This window comes from Gracilibacillus sp. HCP3S3_G5_2 (assembly GCF_052063305.1).
Lineage (GTDB): Bacteria > Bacillota > Bacilli > Bacillales > Amphibacillaceae > Gracilibacillus.
On sequence record NZ_JBQHXU010000009.1, the window covers coordinates 200,149 to 226,039 of the forward strand.

At 37.6% G+C, this 25,891-nt stretch carries 26 protein-coding genes, 9 tRNA genes and 1 rRNA gene; 10 read left to right on the forward strand and 26 right to left on the reverse strand.

From position 1 onward, the window contains the following. The first annotated feature begins 333 nt into the window (after window positions 1-333). From ACTNEP_RS14730 to ACTNEP_RS14760, 7 genes are all read left to right on the forward strand, one after another. The gene (locus tag ACTNEP_RS14730; protein ID WP_441162784.1) at window positions 334-747 is read left to right on the forward strand and encodes a CidA/LrgA family protein; all 414 of its coding nucleotides are present in this window, start codon (window positions 334-336) and stop codon (window positions 745-747) included. Continuing rightward, window positions 707-1,402 carry an LrgB family protein gene (locus tag ACTNEP_RS14735; protein WP_441162785.1) on the forward strand — a complete coding sequence of 232 codons (696 nt, stop codon included), beginning with the start codon at window positions 707-709 and terminating at the stop codon, window positions 1,400-1,402. The genes ACTNEP_RS14730 and ACTNEP_RS14735 overlap by 41 nt, the downstream gene beginning before the upstream one ends. Before the next feature lie 215 nt (window positions 1,403-1,617). Continuing rightward, on the forward strand, window positions 1,618-2,733 hold the full coding sequence (locus tag ACTNEP_RS14740; RefSeq protein ID WP_441162786.1) for an ABC transporter ATP-binding protein: 1,116 nt from the start codon (window positions 1,618-1,620) through the stop codon (window positions 2,731-2,733). Then, window positions 2,730-3,668 carry a carbohydrate ABC transporter permease gene (locus ACTNEP_RS14745; RefSeq protein ID WP_441162787.1) on the forward strand — a complete coding sequence of 313 codons (939 nt, stop codon included), beginning with the start codon at window positions 2,730-2,732 and terminating at the stop codon, window positions 3,666-3,668. The genes ACTNEP_RS14740 and ACTNEP_RS14745 overlap by 4 nt, the downstream gene beginning before the upstream one ends. Next, window positions 3,665-4,483: a carbohydrate ABC transporter permease gene (locus tag ACTNEP_RS14750; RefSeq protein ID WP_441162788.1), complete on the forward strand. Its 819-nt coding sequence runs from the start codon at window positions 3,665-3,667 to the stop codon at window positions 4,481-4,483. Before ACTNEP_RS14745 ends, ACTNEP_RS14750 begins: the two co-directional genes overlap by 4 nt. 20 nt (window positions 4,484-4,503) lie before the next feature. Beyond that, window positions 4,504-5,880 carry an ABC transporter substrate-binding protein gene (locus tag ACTNEP_RS14755; RefSeq protein ID WP_441162789.1) on the forward strand — a complete coding sequence of 459 codons (1,377 nt, stop codon included), beginning with the start codon at window positions 4,504-4,506 and terminating at the stop codon, window positions 5,878-5,880. 111 nt (window positions 5,881-5,991) lie between these two features. Then, window positions 5,992-6,741 carry a glycerophosphodiester phosphodiesterase gene (locus ACTNEP_RS14760; RefSeq protein WP_441162790.1) on the forward strand — a complete coding sequence of 250 codons (750 nt, stop codon included), beginning with the start codon at window positions 5,992-5,994 and terminating at the stop codon, window positions 6,739-6,741. Between the two features lie 196 nt (window positions 6,742-6,937). Here the strand turns inward: ACTNEP_RS14760 and ACTNEP_RS14765 are convergent, their stop codons facing one another. The 4 genes from ACTNEP_RS14765 to ACTNEP_RS14780 form a co-directional block, all read right to left on the reverse strand. After that, on the reverse strand, window positions 6,938-7,306 hold the full coding sequence (locus ACTNEP_RS14765) for an iron chaperone (protein WP_441162791.1): 369 nt from the start codon (window positions 7,304-7,306) through the stop codon (window positions 6,938-6,940). Between the two features lie 35 nt (window positions 7,307-7,341). Beyond that, window positions 7,342-8,049 carry an FAD-dependent oxidoreductase gene (locus ACTNEP_RS14770; RefSeq protein ID WP_441162792.1) on the reverse strand — a complete coding sequence of 236 codons (708 nt, stop codon included), beginning with the start codon at window positions 8,047-8,049 and terminating at the stop codon, window positions 7,342-7,344. Between the two features lie 63 nt (window positions 8,050-8,112). After that, on the reverse strand, window positions 8,113-8,502 hold the full coding sequence (locus ACTNEP_RS14775) for an SRPBCC family protein (protein WP_441162793.1): 390 nt from the start codon (window positions 8,500-8,502) through the stop codon (window positions 8,113-8,115). A gap of 3 nt (window positions 8,503-8,505) precedes the next feature. Beyond that, window positions 8,506-8,826, reverse strand: a complete 321-nt coding sequence (locus ACTNEP_RS14780) for an ArsR/SmtB family transcription factor (RefSeq protein WP_441162794.1) — start codon at window positions 8,824-8,826, stop codon at window positions 8,506-8,508. 454 nt (window positions 8,827-9,280) lie between these two features. On the opposite strand from ACTNEP_RS14780, the gene ACTNEP_RS14785 reads away from it, so the two are divergent. The 3 genes from ACTNEP_RS14785 (at window position 9,281) to ACTNEP_RS14795 (ending at window position 11,476) form a co-directional block, all read left to right on the forward strand. Beyond that, a complete protein-coding gene (locus ACTNEP_RS14785; RefSeq protein WP_441162795.1) occupies window positions 9,281-9,616 on the forward strand; it encodes an S-Ena type endospore appendage in 336 nt (111 codons plus the stop codon). A gap of 33 nt (window positions 9,617-9,649) precedes the next feature. Then, a complete protein-coding gene (locus tag ACTNEP_RS14790) occupies window positions 9,650-10,915 on the forward strand; it encodes a YVTN family beta-propeller repeat protein (RefSeq protein ID WP_441162796.1) in 1,266 nt (421 codons plus the stop codon). 198 nt (window positions 10,916-11,113) lie between these two features. Beyond that, the gene (locus ACTNEP_RS14795) at window positions 11,114-11,476 is read left to right on the forward strand and encodes a DUF3992 domain-containing protein (protein ID WP_441162797.1); all 363 of its coding nucleotides are present in this window, start codon (window positions 11,114-11,116) and stop codon (window positions 11,474-11,476) included. 70 nt (window positions 11,477-11,546) lie between these two features. Here ACTNEP_RS14795 and ACTNEP_RS14800 read toward each other — a convergent pair whose 3' ends face one another. The 22 genes from ACTNEP_RS14800 to rrf all read right to left on the reverse strand — a co-directional run. After that, window positions 11,547-12,437 carry a DUF3992 domain-containing protein gene (locus ACTNEP_RS14800; protein ID WP_441162798.1) on the reverse strand — a complete coding sequence of 297 codons (891 nt, stop codon included), beginning with the start codon at window positions 12,435-12,437 and terminating at the stop codon, window positions 11,547-11,549. A gap of 434 nt (window positions 12,438-12,871) precedes the next feature. Then, window positions 12,872-13,717, reverse strand: coding sequence for an alpha/beta fold hydrolase (locus ACTNEP_RS14805; protein ID WP_441162799.1), 846 nt, complete (start codon window positions 13,715-13,717; stop codon window positions 12,872-12,874). Window positions 13,718-13,761: 44 nt separating this feature from the next. Continuing rightward, window positions 13,762-14,442: a TetR/AcrR family transcriptional regulator gene (locus ACTNEP_RS14810; RefSeq protein WP_441162800.1), complete on the reverse strand. Its 681-nt coding sequence runs from the start codon at window positions 14,440-14,442 to the stop codon at window positions 13,762-13,764. A 67-nt stretch (window positions 14,443-14,509) separates the two neighbouring features. Further along, window positions 14,510-14,779 (reverse strand): DUF3147 family protein, encoded by a 270-nt coding sequence (locus ACTNEP_RS14815; protein WP_441162801.1) that lies wholly within the window; start codon window positions 14,777-14,779, stop codon window positions 14,510-14,512. A gap of 88 nt (window positions 14,780-14,867) precedes the next feature. Then, a complete protein-coding gene (locus tag ACTNEP_RS14820; RefSeq protein ID WP_441162802.1) occupies window positions 14,868-16,064 on the reverse strand; it encodes an Acg family FMN-binding oxidoreductase in 1,197 nt (398 codons plus the stop codon). Next, window positions 16,065-16,664 carry a TetR/AcrR family transcriptional regulator gene (locus ACTNEP_RS14825; protein WP_441162803.1) on the reverse strand — a complete coding sequence of 200 codons (600 nt, stop codon included), beginning with the start codon at window positions 16,662-16,664 and terminating at the stop codon, window positions 16,065-16,067. A gap of 613 nt (window positions 16,665-17,277) precedes the next feature. Further along, window positions 17,278-19,080, reverse strand: coding sequence for a glutamine--fructose-6-phosphate transaminase (isomerizing) (glmS, locus tag ACTNEP_RS14830; protein ID WP_441162804.1), 1,803 nt, complete (start codon window positions 19,078-19,080; stop codon window positions 17,278-17,280). Between the two features lie 561 nt (window positions 19,081-19,641). Continuing rightward, a complete protein-coding gene (glmM, locus tag ACTNEP_RS14835; RefSeq protein WP_441162805.1) occupies window positions 19,642-20,997 on the reverse strand; it encodes a phosphoglucosamine mutase in 1,356 nt (451 codons plus the stop codon). A gap of 54 nt (window positions 20,998-21,051) precedes the next feature. Further along, a complete protein-coding gene (locus tag ACTNEP_RS14840; protein WP_441162806.1) occupies window positions 21,052-22,311 on the reverse strand; it encodes a CdaR family protein in 1,260 nt (419 codons plus the stop codon). After that, a complete protein-coding gene (cdaA, locus tag ACTNEP_RS14845; protein WP_441162807.1) occupies window positions 22,304-23,125 on the reverse strand; it encodes a diadenylate cyclase CdaA in 822 nt (273 codons plus the stop codon). The genes ACTNEP_RS14840 and cdaA overlap by 8 nt, the downstream gene beginning before the upstream one ends. A gap of 186 nt (window positions 23,126-23,311) precedes the next feature. Next, on the reverse strand, window positions 23,312-23,920 hold the full coding sequence (locus tag ACTNEP_RS14850) for a zf-HC2 domain-containing protein (protein ID WP_441162808.1): 609 nt from the start codon (window positions 23,918-23,920) through the stop codon (window positions 23,312-23,314). Window positions 23,921-23,935: 15 nt separating this feature from the next. Continuing rightward, complete coding sequence (gene sigW / locus ACTNEP_RS14855; protein WP_441162809.1) at window positions 23,936-24,502, reverse strand: RNA polymerase sigma factor SigW; 567 nt, start codon at window positions 24,500-24,502, stop codon at window positions 23,936-23,938. A gap of 305 nt (window positions 24,503-24,807) precedes the next feature. Then, window positions 24,808-24,883, reverse strand: a tRNA-Ala gene (locus ACTNEP_RS14860). Window positions 24,884-24,894: 11 nt separating this feature from the next. Continuing rightward, window positions 24,895-24,970 (reverse strand) — tRNA-Lys (locus tag ACTNEP_RS14865). A 30-nt stretch (window positions 24,971-25,000) separates the two neighbouring features. Then, window positions 25,001-25,075: transfer RNA gene (locus tag ACTNEP_RS14870), tRNA-Gln, on the reverse strand. Between the two features lie 57 nt (window positions 25,076-25,132). Further along, window positions 25,133-25,218 (reverse strand) — tRNA-Tyr (locus ACTNEP_RS14875). A gap of 26 nt (window positions 25,219-25,244) precedes the next feature. Further along, a tRNA-Thr gene (locus tag ACTNEP_RS14880) sits at window positions 25,245-25,320 on the reverse strand. A gap of 6 nt (window positions 25,321-25,326) precedes the next feature. Next, a tRNA-Val gene (locus ACTNEP_RS14885) sits at window positions 25,327-25,402 on the reverse strand. An 83-nt stretch (window positions 25,403-25,485) separates the two neighbouring features. After that, a tRNA-Glu gene (locus tag ACTNEP_RS14890) sits at window positions 25,486-25,560 on the reverse strand. A gap of 26 nt (window positions 25,561-25,586) precedes the next feature. After that, a tRNA-Thr gene (locus ACTNEP_RS14895) sits at window positions 25,587-25,659 on the reverse strand. Window positions 25,660-25,662: 3 nt separating this feature from the next. Further along, window positions 25,663-25,737, reverse strand: a tRNA-Asn gene (locus ACTNEP_RS14900). Between the two features lie 43 nt (window positions 25,738-25,780). Continuing rightward, window positions 25,781-25,891: ribosomal RNA gene (rrf, locus tag ACTNEP_RS14905) — 5S ribosomal RNA — on the reverse strand; the annotation flags it as partial.

A 25,891-nucleotide genomic window follows, 5' to 3' on the forward strand; every position in this document is an offset into this window, starting at 1 on the left:
TCAGTGACCCGCAATTTATGGTGGATACTAAGACAGATTTATTGACACACTCCTTGTTAGAAACAACCCGCAAGTATTATACTAACTACTAAATTAGTCATTGAAACTTCCTTCGACAGGGGGTTTTACGTACGCCGTGATAAATCATGAACCCCAACCCTCATCCTATATCATTCGAGAAATACGTTTCAGTGTAATGAATGAATCGTACTTATGCCCCGTAAGTTATGGTAAGACTCACTAATTTTATGAGAGATTTCCTCAGCGAGGCTTTTATGGCCTAAATAAATTATTTAGTTTGATAAGGATATACATGGTGGTGAACATGTAAACATGAACTATTTAAAAATATGTATTCAGATCATCTTGTTATTTGGATTTTTAATTATAGGAGAATGGCTACAAGATCTTTTCAATTTGTCTATTTCTGGCAGCATAATAGGCATGATTTTACTGTTTCTTGGATTAATATGTAAGATCATCCCTGAAAATTGGATAGCACAAGGATCAGGATTCTTAATATCAATAATTTCTTTATTATTTGTGCCAAGTCTAGTCGGATTAATGCAATTTTCGAGTTTGCTTTCTAAATTAGGGTTGCTATTAATCATTACAATAGTTGTAAGCACCATTCTAACGATGTTGACAGGTAGCTGGATTAGTCAATTTATGGAAGGTCAGCTGATAAATGAAAGGAAAGAAGATAATGGTGTACCTATTAAAGGTAGTGAGCATAATAGTCATTAATGTGATCATTTTTTTAGTTATGCGCAAATTATATCAAAAATATTATATAGCCATTTTTAATCCTGTCATTACAACTACGTTGATCATTATTTTGTTGTTAGTAATACTCCATATCCCTTATGAAACTTATATGATTGGAGGCAAATGGATTAATTCTCTATTAGGACCTGCTGTTGTTGCATTTGCTTTCCCCTTATATCAACATAGGAAGCTATTGATTAAATATTTATTACCTATCATATCAGCAGTTACAACGGCTACATTTATTGGAATGATAAGCGGATATTTTATGCTTCTTCATGTATTTGCTGTCGAAACCGAATTAGCACTTTCCATCATACCTAAGTCATTAACAATACCAGTTGCTATGCAAGTAGCGACTGAAATAGGAGGTACAGCATCTCTTACTGCAGTATGTACGATGTTTGCTGGATCATCAGGAATTATTATTGGACCTATTATTATGAACTATTTAGGGGTAAACAGTAATATTGGAATCGGTGTTGGATTAGGAACATCCTCCCAAGCAGTAGGTGTTGCAAAAGCATTAGAGCATAGTAAAATGAGTAGCTCTATCGGTACTGTTTCAATGGTCTTGACTGCAATAATTGGCTCTCTTACGGCACCATTAATTCCAATTATATTTAACAACTGATGTAATATAGCTAATTAAATAGGTTTTACTTATCATCAAACTTGGCCATTAGCCAAGTTTTTTCGTTGTTACAGTAATCGACATTATTAATTATGTTAACGAATTGTTAGTTTTTTTAAGCCAATCTATTTAATATGTTAATTATTGTAAAAAAACCTCTCTTCTCAATCAAAATATGATTTAATGTCTATAGTCTCAATTGGGAGGTAGTTGTGATGAACCTTGTTGAAATGCAAGAATTAGAAAAATCGTATGATAATCAAAAGAATGTACTAAATGGCATAAACTTAGCAATTGAGCAAGGTGAGTTCTTTGTTCTTGTAGGACCATCCGGATCAGGAAAGAGTACATTGTTACGTATGATAGCAGGCCTTGAAGAAATCAGTGGAGGCATTTTGAAAATCAATGACAAAGTAGTGAATCATTTAAGACCGAAAGACCGCAATTTATCAATGGTTTTTCAAAACTATGCTTTATACCCTCATTTAACAGTGGAGCAAAATATTCTATTCGGTTTAGATGCTAAAAAAATCAATAAAGCAGAACAGCAAAAAAGACTGACAGAAGCAGCCGAAATGATGGGACTGTCCGAATTATTAAAAAGAAAACCAAAACAATTATCAGGTGGTCAAAGACAACGAGTCGCATTAGCGAGATCTGTTGTAAGTCATGCACCGCTATGTTTAATGGATGAACCACTCTCTAACCTAGATGCAAAGTTACGTGCACATATGCGAATTGAAATTAGAAGATTACAAAAGCAGCTTGGCCTTACGATGATATACGTTACTCACGACCAAGTGGAAGCAATGACCATGGGCGACCGCATTATGGTCTTAAATGACGGCAAAATCCAACAAGTTGGTGATCCGATTACTCTCTATAATCAACCAGCCAATTTGTTTGTTGCCTCGTTTATTGGATCACCAAAAATTAACTTAGGACAAGCAGTAATTCAAGGACAACATTTAATCATTGAAGATTCTCTACATATACCTGTGACTCCTTCTGCTCTGGGTGTTCTAACACAACAAGACAATTTAACCATTGGGATTCGTGCCGAACATCTCTTAAATGGCAAAGGGGAGAACCAATCACACCTTCTTGAAGTCATCAATGTGGAGCACTTAGGAAATGAAACCTTATTAACGTTCGAAATTGGCACACAAATTTGGACAGCAAAATGGTTGGGACAATGGAAAGTACGTGTAGGAGACAAAGTTCCTGTCCATATTTCGATTGATCACATGAGTTTCTTTGATACCGCTACTACCGAATTAATCAAACCTGCAAATATTGTAGCAGCCGAACAAGAGGAAGTGATCGTATGAATCAAGCTGCCCTCCAATTAGAGCAGGAGTATGCTAAAGAGTTTACGAAGGCAAAAAAAGCACATAAATTAAAATCCTTATTAAAAGGGATACTCTTTTTACTACCTTCTATTATTTTATTTAGTGTTTTTCTATTTTATCCCTTATTCAAAACGATGTATCTCAGTTTTTTTCTAACAGATAGTAGTGGTGCTACAACTGTGTTTGTTGGATTGAATAATTTTATTAATATTTTTACATCACCATTATTTTTAAAAAGCTTACAGGTTACCTTTCTATTCGTACTTTACACCGTTCCTGGTACGATCATTGTCAGTTTGTTTTTGGCGATACTCGCTAATGAAAAACTAAGAGGAATTGGTATATTTCGAACCATTTTCTCTTCAACGATGGGAATTTCTGTGGCAGCTGCATCGGTTTTTTGGATGTTTTTATTTCACCCTTCAATCGGGTGGCTCAATCAAATCCTCTCTGTTTTTGGATTTGATGCGATCGGGTGGCTGACAGATCCTAATTGGGCATTAATTTCTGTTTCGATCTCAACTATTTGGATGAATATCGGTTTTACCTTTTTAATTTTATTAGGTGGCCTGCAATCAATCGATTCTTATTTATATGAAAGTGCTGATATCGATGGTGCAAGCTATTTTTACAAATTACGAAGAATCACGATTCCAATGCTGTCACCGACATTATTCTTCGTTATAACCGTTTCATTTATTAACGCCTTTCAAACATTTGGTCAAGTCGACATGCTGACACGTGGTGGCCCACAAAATGAAACAAACGTTATTGTGTACTCCATTTATCAAGATGCATTTATGAACTATCAACACGGTGCAGCAAGTGCTCAGGCGGTGGTATTATTTTTCATTATTTTATTGTTGACACTTGTTCAATTCAAGCTCGGTGAAAGGAAGGTGCATTACCAATGACAGTACCTACCTATCAGAAGGTTATCTTCTATTTACTATTAGTCGTATCAGCGTTTGTTATCTTTGCACCCGCACTGATTGCTTTCTCGATGAGCTTTATGCCTGGACAGGATATTATGTCAGGTAAGATTATTCCAAGCACTTTTACTTTAGACAACTATGTACAAGTATTTCAGCGATTTCCATTATTTAATTTTCTGTTAAACAGCTTTATCGTTTCGATTGTGATTATGCTTGGCCAATTAATACTATCGAGCCTAGCAGCATATGCCTTTGTTTTTCTGGAATTCAAAGGCAGAGACCTATTATTTTTCATCTTTATTGCCACGATGATGGTACCGTTTGAAGCATCCATTATTCCAAACTTCCAAACGATTCGTGATATGGGATGGATTAATTCGTATATTGGGTTAACACTTCCATTTTTCGCTTTAGCATTTGGCACCTTTTTACTGCGTCAAAGCTTTAAGCAGATCCCCAAGGAATTAAAAGAGGCAAGTGAAGTAGCAGGAATTGGTGATTTCAAATTTTTCTTAACGGTTGTATTGCCTATGGCTAGAACAAGCTTAGTAACTTTAGGGGTCTATGGCTTCTTAACATCTTGGAATATGTATTTATGGCCATTGCTTGCCACTACAGATGATACAACACGAACCGTACAGATCGGTTTACGCCAATTACAATCACAAGAGCAATTAAATGAGTGGGGGGTGATTATGGCAGGGGCAATAATAGTCGTTCTTCCAACATTAATACTGCTATTCCTTGGGCAAAAGAAACTGCAAAAAGGACTTGCAGAAGGTGCGTTAAAATAAATTTTGAAGGAGTGTTTTACATGAAAAAATGGTTACTTGGCTTACTATTGATTTTATTCGCAACAGTTTCCGTAGCGTGTAGCTCTGATGATGCAGACGCTAGTGAAGATGCTACAACTAGTGAGAATAGCACTAGCAATGAAACAGAAACAGAGGCTTCCGATGAAAAGCAAGTTGTAACATTCTGGCATGCAATGGGTGGTGCAGCGCAAGAAGCACTAGAAGCAATTGTCGATGACTATAACAACTCCCAAGATGAAATCCAAGTAAATGCAGAATATCAAGGTACATATGACGAAGCATTGACAAAATTCCATACTATTGCAGGGACAGATGATGCTCCTACTATGATTCAAGTATTTGAAATCGGAACGATGTCAATGATTAACAGTGGCCAAATCGAGCCAATTCAAAATTATGTTGATAATGATGGTTATGACATGTCAGGACTAGAAGAAAATATTATTAACTATTACAAAATCGAGGATAAATTCTATTCGATGCCATTTAACTCTTCAACACCAGTTATGTACTATAATAAGGATGCTTTTGAAGCAGCTGGGTTAGATCCTGAAGAACCACCAGCAACATTTGAAGAAATTGAAGAAGCTAGTAAAAAAATAAACGAAAACAATCCAGAAATGAAAGGCTTCGCTCTTCAAGCTTATGGTTGGTTATTTGAACAGTTATTAGCTAATCAAGGCGCATTGTTAATGAATCATGACAATGGCCGCACAGACACTCCAACAGAAATCGGTTTTACAGAAGAGCAGGGAAAATCCATTTTTCATTGGGTAGAAAACATGATTAATGATGATACATTTGCCAATTATGGAACAAATGGAGATGATATGGTTGCAGGCTTCCTTGCTGAAGATGTCGCAATGTTTATGCAGTCATCTGCAAGTGCTCGTGATGTTATTGACCAAGCCTCATTTGAGGTCGGTGTAGCATATATTCCGCACCCGGAAAGCACTGAGCGAGAAGGTGTGGTAATCGGTGGCGCAAGTTTATGGATGGTAGATGACAAGGATCAAGCAGAAAAAGACGCAGCATGGGAATTCATGAAATACTTACAAACACCAGAAATTCAAGCTGAATGGCATGTTGGTACAGGTTACTTCGCGATTAACCCTGATGCTTATGATGAGGATGTCGTGCAAGAAGCATATAAAACGATGCCACAGCTACGTGTTACAGTAGATCAATTACAGTCCACCACTTCTTCCTATGCGACCCAAGGGGCGATTATGGACATGATTCCTGAAGGTCGCCGTATTACCGAAACTGCTTTAGAAACCGTTTATAATGGTGGCGATGTTGATGAAGCTTATCAAACCGCCGTAGATCAATTAAACCAAGCTATTGAAAATGCCAATACTGCTCGAGGCGAATAATGTGAGACTTCTATAGTGGAGTCTTACCCCCGTAATAGATTTATCCTCCTACCAGTGGGACTTCTTGTCCTGCTGGTTACTTTTTCTAATCAAGGAAAGGATGTGTCGATATTGACTAAAATTTATGGACACCGCGGAAGTAAGGGAGAATACCCTGAAAATACATTACTAAGCTTTCAAGCTGCAATAGATGAAGGAGTTGACGGCTTAGAACTTGACGTCCATTTAACAAAAGATGGCGAAATCGTTGTGATCCATGATGAAACACTAGATAGAACAACAAATGGTCATGGTCAAGTAAAAGACTTAACGTTAGCGGAAATTAAACAATACAGTGCAGGGAAGCCATTTTCTCATTTTAAAAAATATCATACAAACTGGGACAATGAAAAAGTTCCGACATTAACGGAAGTACTTCAATTATTGGATGGTACCGACATTGCATTAAATATTGAATTAAAAACCTATATTCATATTTATCCAGGCATTGAAGAGAAACTAGTTTCTGTTGTGAGTGAGCATGCAAACAATCGTAAAATTGTCTATTCTTCGTTTCATTTACCGAGCTTAGTTCGACTAAAAAATATCGATCCGTCAGCAGAAACCGCCTTGTTATTACTGAGCCCCATCTCTAACCCTAATGACTATATGCAGACATTTGCGTTGGAAAGTTTACACGTAGCAAAAGATTTACTATTACAAGATACATATAAGCTTTTTGAAAATTTATATGCTACTACTCGCGTATGGACTGTTAATGATGAAGATGAATGGAAGCAATTAATTCAAATGGGTGTTGATACCATTATTACGGACTATCCTGAAAGAGCATTACAGTTGAAAAGAGAAGCAAATAAATAATAAGAACGTTTGAACGCAAAAGGTTTATTAATTGTAACGGAGTCTAATTATATAATTAGGCTCTTATTTATTCTATTATTCTCATTGCTTCTGTCATTTTTCACAGTAAGAAAGGAAAAGGATGATGAAGAATCGTTCAACCCAAAAGCATTCCTATAGGTTTTAAACTATCTACAGCTAGGGCTTTTCCATTTCTTTATCGCCAAAAAGTAGAATAGTCTGCCTTATCCAACCTATTAAACTCGATCATCTTCTCTAGTAATGAAAAATCAACGGGACTATTCCACTTGATACGTACCAACTCCTTGGTGTGGTCATAGCCAGCATGGACAATGTCATCAGAAAAACGATTAATCCCTGCTTGCTCGGGAGCAACAGCTAAATGATGTTTTGCTACACTAAAGCCAATAATATATGTGCCATGTTCAGTAAACATCGGTTGCTTCCACTTTACCTCCGGCTTTAAAGTTGGGAATTTCCGAGCGACCCAGTTTAAAACCTCTTTCGTTCGGTCACGGTGTTCCGGGTTATCAATACGTGATAAAAAATCTGCAAAAACTTCCATATCACTTCCTCCTTAAATATAACGACGGTCATTCACTAATATCCAAAAAAGGAATCCTTTTTGATCTTCCGTTTTGAAATATTATTATTCTGCAAATGAGTAGACATAGCATCTACCATTGACTTCGGCCCTGCAATATAGTAGGTACCATTGTCCTTAAATGAGGTGGTAAACTTATCTATTTCCTTGTTTAAGTCTTTTCTAGAATCAAGGTAAGTAACACTTACTAAGCTATTATTAGAAATTTCATCAAGTTCATCTTTAAATATATATGACTTTTCACTATCCATATACAATAGATTTATTTGTTGCTCGTTACCATTTCCTTCTGCCTCTATTTGCTTTAATATCGAGCGAAATGGTGTAATTCCAATTCCTCCAGCTATTAGGAGCGAAGGATGGTTATCTTTTAAATAAAACCCTCCTACTGGCCCACTGATCCTAACTTTCATACCCTCTTCTAATTCTAACATCGCTTTCTTAAATTCGCTTGGGTTATCACTAATACGACTTGTTATCCTAACAATATTCTCTGTGGGAGCCGATGCCAAAGTAAATGGTCGTGTAGAATTTTTTATTTTCTTATGAGTAATACTAAACAAACCATGTTGCCCTGCTTTCCAGGTTAAATCTTTCTCTTTTTCAAATAGAAAGGTATATACATCTTCTGATTCCTTATAGTTTTCTAAAAATGTTAAATCTCTCTTTTTAAATATCGATACTGTATCCTGAAAAAAACTCATTTTCCAGTCTCCTTTTTTCATTAGCTGTAAAGAGCTCAATTAAATAACACTTCCCGTTTTATCCTATATTTCCTTTAGCACTTTTTTAAGTTTTTCAACCTTATCAGTCCAACCATATTTCGCACCATTGAATGCAAAATCTTCTTTCTCGAATCCTGTTTGCTCAAGATATAAATAGGTTATACCATCCTCATGCTTCAACGTCCATGTAACAATCGTGTTGATCGGCCCACCTACCCAAGTGTAAGCTAACTTATAAGGCTCTTCCACTACTAATACTTCACAATCTACAACTAAATCTATATCCTCATTTCGAAACTGACACTTGTATCCTACGATTGGTTTAAAATTATTTTCCATTACCCATTGTGCAAGCGTATCTGCATTTGTTAAGGCATCCCAAACCTTATTGATGGGACTCTTAAATTGGAAATCTAATGTTAAATCTGTCACTATCTAATCCTCCAATATATTCTTTAATAATAATGCTCTTTCCTTCCAAAACTTCTCATAAAAGGATAACCAATCTTTTACTTCCTGTAATGGAACTGGATTTAGTCGATACCTTGTTTCCCTACCTAATCTACGGTTTTTTACTAAATCTGCTTCTTTAAGGATTGCCAAATGTTTAGAAACAGCTGTACGACCCATTTGGAAGTGAGTAGTTAATTCGTGAAGCGGTAACTCCTTTTCATCTGCCAACAAACGTATTAATTTACGCCTCGTTGGATCTGCAATAGCGACAAAAACATCACGTTTTTGATAAGTATTTTTCAAAGTCCTCCCCCTTATGAATTAGACACTATTTGGTGTCCTTATTATATGACACCAAATAGTGTCCAGTCAACTTTTTCACAATCAAGACTGATTTTTTTATCACCTTCATTTCGAACGTGTAAGATCCTACGGCTTAGTTCAGCGAAAGTCAGATTTTCGTTCCATCAATCCTCCAGCTAATGAAATCGTTTCTCCAAGACACTAGGTTTTTATATGTTCATCTAACTATTTTTAGATATTCTGATTCGTCTTTGCATTAAAGCTTCAATAATTCCCGTTTTAAATTTTACTTAAGTCCTAATAAAAGCAAATTCCCCAAGCTGTGAGCATTAACAAATGGATTCAATGATTAAAGCGTTTAATAGTAGTCCAAACATACAATCAAACTCGATAAAGAGTTATATTCTATTAATAGGAATTTACACTCTACCTACATTAAAAAGGAGGAAATAATATGTGTGGTTCATGTCATTCAAGTGCTTGTTGTCCATCCCCTGAAATACTTCAGGAGGAATTTTGTGGTAATTTTAACGGGGCATTAGCTGGGGAAGAAGTATGGAGCGCCCCTGCTGGTGAATATATCGCGGGAACATTTCAACTATTCAATTCTGCTTCCAATACAGAAATAGTTACAGCTGCGGGTACAGCAAGTCCAGCGATTGCTTTAAGTGCTGCTCCTGGCAATACGGATACCCAATCCGTCAATAATCCTACTTCCTTTACCATTACTTCGACTGAAGGAGCTAGTGGCACTTACTGTATTACCCTATACAGACGTATATTAGCATAAAAAGTAAATACTTTTTAGAAAGGAGGGGAAACAGTGAAACCCTACCAACACAAGGGAGCCTGTTGTCCTCCTAGCCCGATTATTCAAGAAAGTTTTTGTGGCAACTTTAACGGTCCCTTAGACGGCGAAGAAATATGGAGTGCGGTGGCTGGTAGTTATCAATCTGCCACTATTCAATTATTTAACGATCCCTCTAGTACAGGAACCGTTACAGGAACAGGTGGTGCCCTACCTGCTATCGATTTAACCGCTACACCAGGAAACACCGATACCCAATCCGTCAATAACCCCACTTCCTTTACCATCACTGCAGGAGAAGGTAGCAGTGGAACTTACTGTATCACTCTCTACCGGAATTTAGGATTTGTCCCGCCTCCGACACCACCAGAACCAGTCTGTGATGTACTAGTTTATATCACAAATGCTACAGATAATACCGTTTCTGTCATTGATACCGAGGACAATGCAGTTATTGCTACCATTCCCGTTGAAGATGTTCCACTGGGTGTAGCCATTACACCAGATGGTACACTTGCTTACGTCACCAATCGACTGGATAATACAGTCTCCGTCATCGATACCACGAGCAATACCGTCATAGAGACCATTCCAGTTGAGGCTGGTCCCGCTTTTATAGCTATTACACCAGCTAGCACGTTTGTTTATGTTGTAAATATTGAGGATGCTACAGTATCAGTCATTGACATCGCAACTAATACTGTCGTTGAGACCGTTCCGGTTGGGGCTAATCCAGTAGGAATAGCCATTACACCAGACGGCACACTTGCTTATGTTGCAAATGCAAATGACAATACAGTGTCAGTCATTAACACCGGGACCAATACTGTCATGGAGACCATTCCGGTTGGGAGTGAACCACAGGGTGTAGGCACTACACCAGATGGTGATTTCACTTATATCACACATTTTGCAATTAATACCTTGTCGGTCATTGATACTACAACCAATACTGTCGTTGCTACCATTCCAGTTGGCGCTGGACCACAGGATATAGAATTTACTCCAAATGGTGATTTTGCTTATGTGACGAACTTTGAAGAGGGTACAGTGTCGGTCATTGACACCACGAGTAATACCGTCGTTACTACCATTACCGTTGGGGCTAGTCCTGTTCTTATAGCCATTACACCAGATGGCACACTTGCGTATGTCACAAATTCTGAAGACAATACGGCCTCAGTTATTGACATCGCAACTAATACGGTTGTTGCTACCATTCCAGCTGGAACCTTTCCAGTTGGAGTAGCTATTGGAACGGTCTGTGAGACAGAAGAATAGAACCATCCTCCATACCAAGTATAAGCAACATGTTCAAAAAACCATCTACTTTTGTTCTAAAGTAGATGGTTTCTTATCCATATTCTTCATTAGATAAAAGTGGATATATAAATCTTTTAAATAGTTTTGCTCTTTGTTACCCACACATAACTACTTAACATTTCATTTACTATGTAGTAAAGGAAAGGAGTCAGAAACATGGATAAAAACCTAAAATGTTGCCCGGATGACAAAGAAATGTTAGCAACGGATGAGGTTTGTGGGAATTTTCAATTGGCATGTGGTACCTCGGATTTCCTTGTTTGGGATACTGATGAGGTTGTTCCTTTAGGAACCGTAAGTATATTTTATTTAAGCGGATGTGCTGACACATTAACTGTAACGGTTACAAATTCTGATGGTCAGACAGATACATTTGAGGTGCCTCCTAGAAATACTCGTTCTCGAACATACGCCAACCTTGTTTCAGTGAGCCTAGCCTGTTCAACAGGAGCTGGTACTTTCGATTGCGAAGGAAGATATTGTTTGGACCTTCACTACCTTATACCGGATAGCGTTTAACGGTCATAAAAGACCCATCTACTGTTAGTTACCACTAAAAATAGATGGGTTATTTAATGTAAAAGGTTCTTTATTGTTTACAAGCAATAGGTGGAGGGTTTACTAGACAAGGATGAATTTCCCTTTCAAAACGAGGATGGCATAGTATAGTTTCCACTTCAATGTTTACATTTGCTACCATTTGAATTTGCTGACAGAAGAAAATTTCTATATTTATCTTTTTACAATCATTGGAAAAGTATGCTTTACATTCAAAGTCCGTGACTTTACACTGTAAAAATGTTCCTAATGGTGCACAGAGAATGAGTTCTTCGACAACTTTAAAAGGAATCGTACAAATTTTACACACTTTGTTTTTATTCTTAAGCTGAACCGTAATGAATCCTTTCTTTAATACTTTTACTTTTTGAAGTAATGCCTTTTCACCATTGGGAAGAGTAACTGGTACATCTGGTCTACCCTTCGTTTGTGTAATCTCTCGACATTCCAAAGAATCAACTGGCTTTCCCTTCTCATCAGATAAAAAACAGATTAATTTGCAGTCCCCAGGGCTGAAACAGCTTTGCTTTACAGGATAACATATTGTTAAACAGTATTTACCAATACACAGATCATTCCCATTTCCCTTGCAACGCACCTCAAGTGAACTTAAACGTTGAACATTTATTGTCCTCACTTCACCCTTTTGTACAGTAAAGACAGGTTGTTTATTGACAAACACTTCCATTGATGTGTTTCCCATTTCATGAAAGACTGTCACTTCCCCAGAAACAGATAGGTTTCCCGTAACTTCCCACAAAAGGGCATTGTCTCCACTGTGAAGTTCTATTAAACCGCAAATTTCGTCCTTTACACGTTTCTTATGCTCGAAAGAATGACTTAACATAAGATCAGTGGGTACACTTACCCAATCATATACTTTTAACACGTTTAGGCAGTGTTTTTGAAGATTATCTCGCATTTTACTAACACTTCCTCTGAATTTCCTTAATGAATTATTATCCATACTATGCTATATGAAATAGCGTGTATAAACGTACTACCTATACAAGAAAACATATAGGGGATGATTTTTTTCAAAAACCCATACTATGCTTTTACGAAAATAACTCCATTTTTAAAAAAGATGGGCTTTTTATCATGCTATCAAATTTTGATAAAAATGTTCGATCATTGTGTGCTATTGTTCTTTATACAGATAGGTAAGAGTTTGAAGTTAGGGTATTCTTCAGCTATATATTTGTTAAGTTTTCATAATTGGGCTTGATTGCTTTCAATCTAGCTACAAGCGGCGTTCACTTCCTCCTTGCGAATGGGGAAATATGTCAAATTTTAATAAATATAGAGATTATCCTATACTGTTAACGACACTGACCGTCACTTTAGTACAATGCCTCATAAGCCATTTAAAAAATGAAGCAGAACATCATTAAAATAGGTAGGGTTGTCTTGATTCGCATTATGCCCTGCGTTCGGAATCACTTTATACTGGCAATTCACCTCACGTTTTGCCCAACCTGGGGACTTTTTAACAAAAGCTCCTCTTTCCGCACTGTCTTTCTCACCATGAGTTAGTAAAAATGGCTTCTGAATCAAGTACCCTTTTCCGAAATGAGGTTCTTCATATATAGCACGAACACCACCATCCATAATTTCAATAAATTCATCACGCGTTAACTGTTTGTTTGTATGCAGGGCGTAATTCTGTACCGCATCAGTTACTCCCATCCCTTCAGCAAATTTCTTTCGCAACGTTCTTTCTGGTATTATCCGAAAAATACGCGACATGTTTCGATAAGCAATACGCATACCTAATGAAGGAACTTCAGTAATATCTGTACATCCAATGACTGCTAGGCCCATTACTATTTCCGGCCGAAGAAATGTCAGCACTTGCGAAACATAACCACCAAACGAATGTCCGACGAGGATAACCTTCTTTAAATGATGTTTATAAATGATTTGCTCTAAATCTTCCATAACGATCTGTACATGAAATTCCTCCCCAACAGGTTTGGACAAACCATGCCCACGAACATCCCACGTAAGAACTGGATACCCAGCATTTTGTATCATCTCAACCTGCGCATCGAACATACGATGATCAAGAGATGCTCCATGGGTGAAAATGACCAAAGGTTTTGTATGATCGTGCGGGGTTATCCAGTAATGAATGGTTGCTCCTCGGTGTTCAATTATGTAGTGATCCATTTGACTTAACGTATCGTCATTTTTATTCATTTCTCCACTCCTTTACGGTTTCGCTGTTATCGATTTCCACAACATTAAACTTCTTTTTCTCTCCAACTCTGAATCTTCTCTTTATCTATTAAACATAACGAATGTGCAGGTAAGCCAAGAATACGTTCCATCGCTTGCGTATACGCGAAAACTTTCGTTTCTAGATCCAGTAAATCATTTTTCCTAGCCAATAAGCAGCTTGCAAATGTATCAGACAAGTCTAACAATAGACACAAAACTACTTCAGCTGTGTGCTCTGTCTCTATCCCCGTTATACTATTTTCTTCCATGCCTTGAATGATAACTTGCCGTAAGAGCGGTTTAAATCGTTGAATCTTTTGTATGCGAACCTTTTGCCGAACGAGCACATTGGCATCTGAATACCAAACCTCTATAACTTGCAAAAGAAGCTGTCTTTGTTCAGTTTTTATTTCACTTACTTGATTAAAAAAAGCTTGTAGTTTATTCATGGCAGACTGTTCACTTTTTACAATCGGCATCACTTGCTGCTCAATATCATCTAACATCCGCTCAATTAAAGCCTCTAATAGATCATGTTTAGAACGAAAGTAGTGAAAGAATGCTCCCCTAGAAATATCGAGTTCATCCAAAATATTTTGAACGGACATTTGTCCAAAACCTTTGGTCATGATAAGTTGATACGTTACATCAAGAATTTTATTACGTTTAGCCTGATGTTCTGCTTTATTCATTTTACGTGCCATAGCTCCTCCTTAAATAAACCGACTGACTGTTTATAAATTATAGATGATTGATTGATAAAATACAATATTACTTTGATTGTCCAGGCACTACTGATAAATGAATAGAATGTTTAAATGCCATATAAATTATCAAGAGCATTACAATAGTTGCTGGAAGACCTGCTATCACACCACCTGTAAACTCATTAATAGTCTTTGTGGATTCCCCTTGTACAGTAAGCCAAATTATACTTAGAATACTGATTAAAGGTAAAGCTGCTATAATTCCTCCATACACTGGAAATCTTCTTGCTAATTCGGTAACTATGCCAATAATGGCTGCGGTAGAAATAAGCATGTGATTTTGTTAAGGGTCTGCGTCTTGTTGTTTCATTCGCCTATACCTTGAAATTTCATTTTGCTGAATAATCCGTCCTTTGCTATCACTATAAAATCACATCGTTTATTGATCTTCTTGGACTTGGATGGGTTTCTTTTAATGGGTAACCACATCTAAATATAAATAATCCTTTCCAAGAAGCATCGCCAGTAATGTTTTTCAATGCATTTCCAAAATATTCGTTTACATCGAGTTTCTTTTCACGGTCAACCATTTCATTTAATTGATTAAGTGGTTGCATACCTAGCTCGATATTGGCACCGTGTAGGTGAATCCTTTGCCACGCTCTACCAGCTCTCGCACGCTGTTCATTATCATTAGAGTCTCTTACTGAAATTAATCCATAAGTTGCTGCTGTAGCGGTATGCACTTTTTTAGTCGATGATAGCCAGAATTGATTATTACTTTCATGCGACATCGGGGGTAATATTTTACCAAGTGATCTTATGAAAAAAGAGCTACCTTGCGCATCCAATGTAATGCCATCACGCTCCTCTTGTATGTCCTTCCAATTTTCTTTAAACCACTTATTACTTTCTGCACTCATTTCTTCATCGGCTATAATAGCTTCTGTAGCTTCTACAATTAGCTCTCCTACAACTTGTTTTTCTTCAGGTGAGGAGAACCAGGTGATATTTACCTTCTTTTCATCTTTTATTAAGTTTTCTATTTCTTTAAGAGTAGCATTAGATACCAATCGGTCCGTATCATATTCTCCTCGGTGTGTATGTCTATGGGGAATGGCTTTATATAAAGGGGAAGCAACTTTTTTACTTTGAATGAGGTCAACACGAGCTATACAAAAGGGCTCGAGGCTATTCGGCTTATACCTTAATTTAGGTTCATAACCCTGTGCATATGCAGATAACATAAGGTTTTCTATTGCACACCCTAGACCCATAAACATTTCTCTCCTTAATGGATCGAAAGCACCAAGATTCCTATTCTCATCAGCATATAATTCTATATAAGAATCCGTTACTTTAAAAAGCCAAGGTTGGGTGTTATGTGGGTTTGAGGCTAAAACGGCGTCACTTACTAAAGCAAGTGGTCTTGATTCCAAGTTCTCTTTATCAATATCCCAGGGTTTATAAGCCGGCCCTTCTCCAGTACTAAAAACACCTTGATCAAACATTCTCCATGTTAGCCCTGCGAATGAAACAACTAGAATTCCACCCCCTAACTTTTTTATGAATTTTCTTCTAGTCATTTGTTCCAGCGCTTTCTCTTTTTCTTCCCTCATCTAAGCTCCTCCATCTCTTTTTATATACGGTTCAATAACCGTCATAATTAGTTGAATGCCTTGATTTATTTTATCTTCAGAGACGTCTTCATTATTTGTTTCAAGATAAGCTAGCCAATAGTTATTTATTATCCAACTAATTGTTAATAAGGAATCCATTGTTGATTGGTCTTGGGGGATACGCAGAACACCGCTCTCTATAAAATGTTTAAAAAATCTCTTTTGTTCTACCATGCGTTTTGCTTGTATTTTTTGATGTCTGTCTTTCAATATTGGATCAATTTTCATTAATACAATAAGTTCTCTATAGAAAAATTGGTATTTCCACTGTAATTGGAAGGTATGTCTAATGATTGACTTTAGGTTATCCAAGGTAGGTTGCCAATCTAAAGCAGGAACCTGCCAAATCAAGTCCCATTCTTGAATCATCTTTTCAAAAATAGATCTAATAATCTCCTCTTTATTTTTGAAGTGGTAATATAAGTTCCCAGTACTGATGCCAAGTCGATTTGCAATATGGTTTGTTGATACCGAACCAGTTCCTTCTTGATTAAACATTAAAGTAGCAGTATCTATAACCTTTTCCTTAGTTTTGTTCAAGATAACTCCCCTCCTGTCACAATAGAGTAAATACTCTAAAATAGATTTTAGAGTATTTACTCTATTGTGTCAAATGGAAATAATATTTCATTGCCATAGTGTGTCTTTGAAACTCAGTTTTACGAAAACCTTCCTCCCCGCAACACCTTCTCCCACTTGACCTCACACCCTTTTCCACCTCTAATTCCTCGCCTTTCAATTTAACTAAGTTTTACAAAGAAAACCGCTATTCCTTACAGAAATCAGGCGAAAATCACTCGATAAAAAATTGAAAAAATGGAACTCGGTTTTACAAAACAGAATAGAAATTATGGAGAAAGTAAAGAGGATCTCATGCTTTTCTTCACGCTTTTTCACCACACTAACCTTTATCCTTACATCTACTCACGCCTTGTCACACTTGCTTTCTCAGTCTTTTCTCCAAACAAAAAAGAACCGAGAAGGCGTACCAACGATACGCTCCCGATTCTGATTAAAGTGTTGATATAAAGTTAATTCATACCTGCCTCCGCTTTCCCTTCTTTATAAAACTAACTTACATTTTGTAAGAAGAGTTATATCTTTGAAAGGGAGGGTTACGGGGAGACAATTAAATTAACAGGACAACGTCAATTTACTCAACTGTTACAGATTTCGCTAAGTTTCTTGGCTTATCAACATCACAATCACGGTGAAGTGCTGCGTAATAAGCAAGTAACTGCATTGGAATCACACTTACTAAAGGTGTTAACAACTGATGAACCTGTGGTAGAACGAATTGGTCACTGTCAGTTTCCATACCTTTCATACTTACTACACAAGTGTTAGCCCCACGCGCTGCTACTTCCTGTACATTACCACGAATCGACAGATTAACATTTTCCTGTGTAGAGATAGCGATAACTGGTGTTCCATCTTCAATTAAAGCAATCGTACCATGTTTCAATTCTCCACCAGCAAAGCCTTCTGCTTGAATATAAGAAATCTCCTTTAACTTTAATGCCGCTTCTTGAACAACGAAGTAGTCGATACCACGGCCGATAAAGAATGCATTTCTTGTTGTTTCAAACATCTCTTTTGCAATACGCTCAAACTCTTCTTTTTGATCTGTTAATGTCTCCATTGCACTTGCAACTATAGCTAATTCTTGCAGTGGGTCAAATGATAAATCTATTCCTTTTGCTCTTGCACTATCTACTGCAAGAATCGCTAATACAGCGATTTGCGCTGTATATGCTTTGGTTGATGCTACCGCAATTTCTGGCCCTGCATGTAAATGCAAGGTGTAGTCTGCTTCACGAGAAAGGGTTGAACCTGGCACATTCGTAATCGTCAATGCCGGGTGTCCTAATGCTTTTGTTTGTACTAAAACAGAACGGCTATCCGCTGTTTCACCACTTTGAGAAATGAAAATAAATAGCGGTTTTTCTGATAATAGTGGCATATTATAAGAGAATTCACTTGCAATATGCACTTCAACAGGAATATTAGCCAATCGTTCAATAAACTGTTTCCCTACTAATCCAGCATGGTAACTTGTTCCAGCTGCAATAATATAGATACGATCTGCTTTCTTCATCGCTTTTCGAATATCTGTATCTAATTTAATTGTATCGTTTTTATCTTGATACTCTTGGATGATTTTACGGATAACAAATGGCTGTTCGTCAATTTCTTTTAACATAAAATGTGGATAGGTTCCTTTTTCCGTTTCAGATGCATCGATTTCCGCTACGTATGCTTCACGCTCTACAACTGTACCATCTAGCTTCTGGATTTCCACACGATCACGTTGAACTAATACTACTTCTTTATCCTCAATTTCCACATAACGATTCGTTTCTTTTAAAGTCGCCATCGCGTCACTTGCGACAACATTAAAACCATCACCTAAACCGATAAGTAATGGACTTTTATTTTTGGCCACATAAATAAGATCAGGATTTTGATTATCAATTAAAGCAAGGGCATAAGAACCTTTTAAAACCGATAAAGCTTTTCGGAAGCCCTCTAATACATCATTCGCCTCGTTCGCGAACTGTTCAACAAGCTGTACCACAATTTCTGTATCTGTTTCACTCTTTAATGTAACGCCACCTAAATATTTGTCTCGAATCTCGGTATAGTTCTCAATTACACCGTTGTGAACTAATGTGTAACGGCCTGATGCACTTTGGTGAGGGTGTGCATTGTCTTCACTAGGCTCACCATGTGTTGCCCAACGAGTATGTCCGATCCCCATTGTTGCCATTACATCTTGATCTACTTTTTCACGTAACGTTGCAATTCGTCCCTTTACCTTTGTCACATTTACGCCACTATCATTTAATAAAGCAATTCCTGCTGAATCATATCCTCGATACTCTAATTTCTCTAATCCTGTTAACAAAATTTCTTTTGCATCATTTGCTCCAATAAATCCTACAATACCACACATAGCGTTGTCTCCTCCTTATAAATAAAGGGGCAGACAAACGACCATTGAACTAATTGGTACAAGGGGCGTCTATCTGCCCCATTCTCGTGTTAGTTTTGTCATCCTGCTTTTATTCTTGTACAAAAAGTTGCCTTCCTGCTTTCGAATAAAAACATATCGGTTGAGATGTGCAACCGGGAGGTATCCGCCGATCATCCTCGATAAACCTCCTCCTCGTCAGCTATGATCATCCGTTCGTCATAGCCCTGGCGCTTTACTTACACTTATCTTGTTCTATGCTCCTTTCTATTCTTGAGTACATCGTTAAGGAAAACGACTATTTCATTTTACTTGAAAAGATCTTTTTTAGCAATCATTTTTGTGGAAAAACCTACTACCATTTTATGCACGCAAGGCGGTATTAGTGATAAAAAGAATGATGGTGTCACTTTCCTTATTCACAAAATAAACATAGATATCTCATAAAAAGACAAGATGAATCTCACTAAGCAGCAATGAAGGCTTATGAAAAGTAAATGTTAGTAAAAAAGAAGCTATGGTCTCCCATAGCTTCCTATTCATTTATGCTTGTTCTTCCATCCCCATCACCTTTTGGATGACTTCGACAACTTGATCCACATAATGGTTGCAATCTTCTAAAGTAGGTGCTTCCACCATTACCCTTACTAATGGCTCAGTTCCGGAAGGACGCACTAATACACGCCCCTTGTCACCCATTTCTGCCTCCACCTTTTCAATGGCATCAAGCACAGTTTGGTTTGTCATGACTTCATTTTTCTTCATTACGCGAACATTCTTAAGTACTTGAGGGAATTTCTCCATTTCACTTGCTAATTCCGACAATGGTTTACCAGTTTCTCTCATTACATTGACAAGCTGTAATGCCGACAGCATCCCATCACCTGTAGTCGTATAATCTAAGAAGATGATATGACCAGATTGTTCTCCACCAAGGTTATAGCCACCCTTACGCATCTCTTCCATTACATAACGGTCGCCAACTGCTGTTTTATTACTTTTCATTTCATTTGCTTCTAATGCTTTGTAAAAGCCGATATTACTCATTACTGTCGACACAACCGTAGAATGTCGTAATGCTCCTTGTTTATTTAAATAATTTCCGATGATAAACATGATTTGATCACCGTCAACAATGTTTCCTTTTTCGTCGACTGCAATTAAGCGATCACCATCACCATCAAAGGCAAGCCCTATATCTGCACCTTTTTCCACTACAAGTGCTTGTAAATCTTCTGGATGTGTAGAGCCGACACCATCATTAATATTTAAGCCGTTTGGTGAACAACCAATCGTTGAAATATCTGCTTCTAAATCAGCAAAAAGGTGTGACGCAAGCCCTGAAGTTGCACCGTGTGCGCAATCTAATGCAATATGTAAACCATCAAATTCATTATCAATCGTTTCTTTTAAATATTGAATGTATTTCTGTCCACCCTCGAGGTAATCATTTACCTGACCAACGTCTTTCCCCACTGGTCTTGGTAAATCATCTGTTTCCATATCCAGTAATGCCTCGATCTCTGCTTCTTGTTCATCCGATAATTTAAAACCATCTGAGCCAAAGAATTTTATTCCGTTATCTTCTACTGGATTATGAGAAGCAGAGATCATCACTCCTGCTTGTGCATTCATTACTTTAGCCAAATAGGCAACACCAGGTGTAGAAATCACGCCAAGACGCATTACTTCTGCTCCCATTGAAAGCAGACCAGCAACTAAAGCTCCTTCTAGCATGTTACCTGAAATACGTGTATCGCGACCTATCAACACTTTTGGTTTGTCAGACTCTTTTGTTAACACATATCCACCGTATCGCCCAAGCTTAAATGCTAATTCAGGCGTTAGTTCCTTATTGGCAACTCCACGGACACCATCGGTTCCAAAATATTTACCCATTTTCAAAATCTCTCCTTTTACATTTCTTATCCACATAACTCCAGCATTTATGTATTATTCTTCTTGTTCGATGTTAACTGTCACTTGTTCATATTCCAACTCGAATTCGATTCCTTCTGGTATATCTTCAGGTGTATGAAGTTCAACAGGAATCTGATGCTCCCCAGGGCCAAGATCTCCAATATCAATTGTTAGTTGGAGATCTTCTGTAGCCACTTCTGATAAATCTGAAGCAAATCCTCTCATAGTGATCGAGATACTGTTTGTCTCTGGCTCAACAAAAGATAAAGAAAGCTCGTCTGGCTCATCCTCGTATTCAATCGTGACATCTTCTATTGTTTCATCCTCGATGGTTTCTACTTCTACAACAACATTGACTGTCTCGCTATCCACTTTTCTAATATCTGAAGGTAATACTAGCGGGACTTCTATCGTACCACTTTCAGAGATTTCACTTAAATCCAGTGGTTCTGTAGCAATCTCTTCTAATTGTTCTAAGTAGCTTTCCGCAGCAAACACCTGTACTTCTTCTGTTTCTAATTCCATCGAAATTAAGCGTATATCTTCCGAAACTTCATTTTCTGTTTCGAGGGATACAGGTACTGTTTTATTCGGATTTTTCATTTCCACCGTAATGTCGACTGTCGGTGGTTCAATTCTTACATTTAATTCATTTCCTTGATTATCATATACTTTTACCGGGACATTTTCTATTGTTTGTGATTCACTGAATCCACTGACATCTACAAAACCTTTTACGATTGCTATTTTATCTATAATACTTTTTGAACTGGTTACGATTACTTGCCCTGGATCAGCATAAACATTCGCAACTTCATATCCAGCTTCCACATTCTCTCTATTTACCGTATCTACGGTTACACTAAACTCCTGGGTAGCTCGTTCTTCTATTGTTACTTCTACTTCTTGTGGTTCAATATACACATTGAGCTGACTAGCTACACCTGAATATTCAAGTTCCACTATATGGGTTCCTGTTTCTAAATCTTCCAGATCCACGAACACATCAAAATTACGTTGTAGTACTGTCGATGTTACTAAACTAACCGATCCTTGCAAGGATACTGTTACAGTTTCTGGCACTCCACTTACCACATACCTGTCCTGATCGATAATTGTTTGAACAGGTACATCATCTATTGTTTGTGTTTCATTAGTAGTACCGAAGGACAACTCGAATCCATCGTCATTATCATACACATTCTCATCAAATGCAACGACAACATAAAGCAAGACGGAAAGTATCAAGGCAACAACTCGTATGACCCATGGTTTTTCCAACCATTTATTCATTTCTTTTACCCCTCCAATTCCATGCCTTCGTCGTTGAGGTTTTAAATTTCTTCACTAATTCATTTTCTAGAATTTCTGCTAATTGCTCAGAAGTCAGATTGCGGTGTAATTCCCCATTTTTGGTACATGATATATCACCAGTTTCCTCTGATACGATAATCGTAATCGCATCCGTTACTTCACTTATACCTAATGCCGCTCTGTGGCGAGTTCCTAACTCTTTCGAAATAAAAGGACTTTCGGACAATGGTAAATAACATGCCGCTGCCACAATTTCGTCCCGATTAATGATAACAGCACCATCATGTAAAGGTGTATTTGGAATAAAGATATTCGTCAACAATTGATTCGTTAACTTCCCGTTTATCGGAATACCTGTAGATACATAATCACCCATGGCAGTTTCGCGTTCTATCGTAATTAGTGCTCCGATTCTTCGTTTAGCCATGTATTTACAACTAGCCACAATAGCATCAATCGATTGATTCAGCTCTTCCTCACCTGACGTTGTATTACGGGTAAAGAAGCTTCCACGCCCTAGCTGTTCCAGCGCTCTTCTTAATTCTGGCTGAAATAAAATGAGAATTCCTAACGGTCCCCACATGATAACTTGCCAAATAATCATACGTACAGTATTTAATTCAAATAATACACTTGCCAAATAAATAATAATGACAACGAAGATACCTTTTAATAATTGGATCGCCTTCGTACCACGAATGAGCATTAATAATTTATATAAAACATACCAAACGATGGTAATATCTGCGATGATTTTGACAATATCTAGTAAGTTCCAGTCACCATTAAGCATGCAAACACAACCTTATGTCCATCTGAATCCTCTTCCTCATCTCTAATATAATAATTATTGTTTATTATAGCATATAATTTCATACAACCCTTATTCAAAAGTCAAAATTTATAGCCATCATGGAAATATAGAAAAACAGTGACTCCTATCACCCTACAATAAGAATCACTGCCACTGTCCTTCTTATTAATCCAGACTAAAGACACTTTGAACAAGTCCTTTTAGCTTATACCACATCCAATTAAATACCTGATCCACTTCTTTGATTTCTCCAGTTACCTTCCCAGCCGAAGCTGATAAATTTTCTCCATTAATTAGAATAACATCGCCTAATACCTTTCCCTCTACTTTCACATTTGCATTCTTTATTTCTAGATTATCCTCAATAACTACATCCTCTGGAACAATAACTGTGTCATTTTCCACAATTAAATTTTGACCTTTTGGATAGCTTAACTGCTGATCCTGATTCCAAGCTGAGAAAATACCGCTAATCATAAAAATAAAGAATATTGCTGCTGCAGTTAACACGGGATGTAACGTCATCCATCTTTTGGCCGTTGTACGCTTTTTCTCTTTCGGTAGTCCAGCCATTACATTACTAGTAAAGTCACTTGAAGGTTTTAATTCTATATTTGCTGTTATTAATGCGACAGTTCTTTTTAATTCTTGGAAATGTTTTTGACAAGCTTCACATGATTGTAAATGCGAGCGTAAACGTCGTTCATTCTCGCTAGAAATATCGCCATCTAAATATTGATGCATCAATTCAATGATTTCTTTATTACACTTCATTTTCACTCACACCCCTTAAATATGGCGAAGCCTTTTTCTAAGAGCTTCTCTACCTCTGTGGATTCTCGTTTTAACTGTTCCCACTGGTATTTCCAAAACCTCACTAATTTCTTTAAGAGAAAGCTCATCTATAAATCGTAAAGCAATTATACTCCGATATTTTGCAGGGAGTTGCATTATTTCATTTTGAATATAACTTTGCATTTCTAAACTCTCTACCTCTTCTTCTGGGAGAGCTTGTTCCATCGGTAATTGGGCATATAAATTTAAACCATCTGTCCCTTTTATTTCCGCATCAAGATAATAATCTGGTTTTTTCTTGCGAATTCTATCAATCGTTAAGTTTGTCGCAATTCGATAAAGCCAGGTAGAAAATTTTCGATCTTCATCAAATGATTGTATATTTAAATATGCCCGGATAAAAGCTTCCTGTGCGATATCTTCTGCCTCTTGCCTATTTCCAATCATACGATAACATATGGCAAAAACCTTGTTTTGATAATAACCAACAATTTCTTCAAATGCTGATTGGTCTCCCTTTTTTACTAACTTTATATTTTGTTTTATTTTATCTTCAATCATCTAATTACCTCCGCTACATTTGCGGTTACATTATTTACGAAATACCCCAAAAAAAGTTTCATTTATTTTTAATTTTTTCCTAGTATATTTTTACTAAAAATATTATACCAATAAAATATATATTATTGTTGATAAAAAACAAATTTTCAAAAAAATTAGAATTTGCTTTTTTAAAGTAAGGGAGCCTTAAAAGGAGATAAATTAATATAAAAAGAATAATTTCGGGCAACCAATATTTACATACAAAAAAAGCCGTTCCCATTATATTGGAAAAACCGCTTCATAGTAAAGTTAACATTTTAAGATGGTGGAGCCTAGCGGGATCGAACCGCTGACCTCCTGCGTGCAAAGCAGGCGCTCTCCCAGCTGAGCTAAGGCCCCAGAAAAGAGAATGGTGAGCCATGGAGGATTCGAACCTCCGACCCTCTGATTAAAAGTCAGATGCTCTACCAACTGAGCTAATGGCTCTATACACAACTAAATTTTTACACATAAAAATGGCTGGGCTAGCTGGATTCGAACCAGCGCATGACGGTACCAAAAACCGTTGCCTTACCGCTTGGCTATAGCCCAACAAAATTAAATGAAGTGTACAAACTTAGTATATACACTTAAATAGTTATTATACAATGGTGGAGGGAGTAGGACTCGAACCTACGAACCCGATGGGAGCGGATTTACAGTCCGCCGCGTTTGGCCAACTTCGCTATCCCTCCATGTATAAATCATATAAAATTAACGCTGGTGCCGGCCAGAGGACTTGAACCCCCAACCTACTGATTACAAGTCAGTTGCTCTACCAATTGAGCTAGACCGGCTCATAATGGTGGAGGATGCAGGGCTCGAACCTGCGACCCCTTGCTTGTAAGGCAAGTGCTCTCCCAGCTGAGCTAATCCTCCGACGTACAGGATGTACTAGTGCATGTGTTGCAACAGGACATTGCGTTCTTAACATGCCTTCCTATATATTAATGAATTAGAATTGGTGACCCGTACGGGATTCGAACCCGTGTTACCGCCGTGAAAGGGCGGTGTCTTAACCACTTGACCAACGGGCCAATACTTAATTTTCATAAAACAGCAGAGCTTCCAGCCGGACTTGAACCGGCGACCCCTTCCTTACCATGGAAGTGCTCTACCGACTGAGCTATGGAAGCAAATGGCTCCACAGGTAGGATTCGAACCTACGACCGATCGGTTAACAGCCGATTGCTCTACCACTGAGCTACTGTGGAATATATATCGACTGATGATGCTTCTCAAAGCTGTTAACAATTAGCCTGGCAACGTCCTACTCTCGCAGGGGCGCGAGCCCCAACTACCATGGGCGCTGGAGAGCTTAACTACTGTGTTCGGCATGGGAACAGGTGTGACCTCTCCGCTATCGCC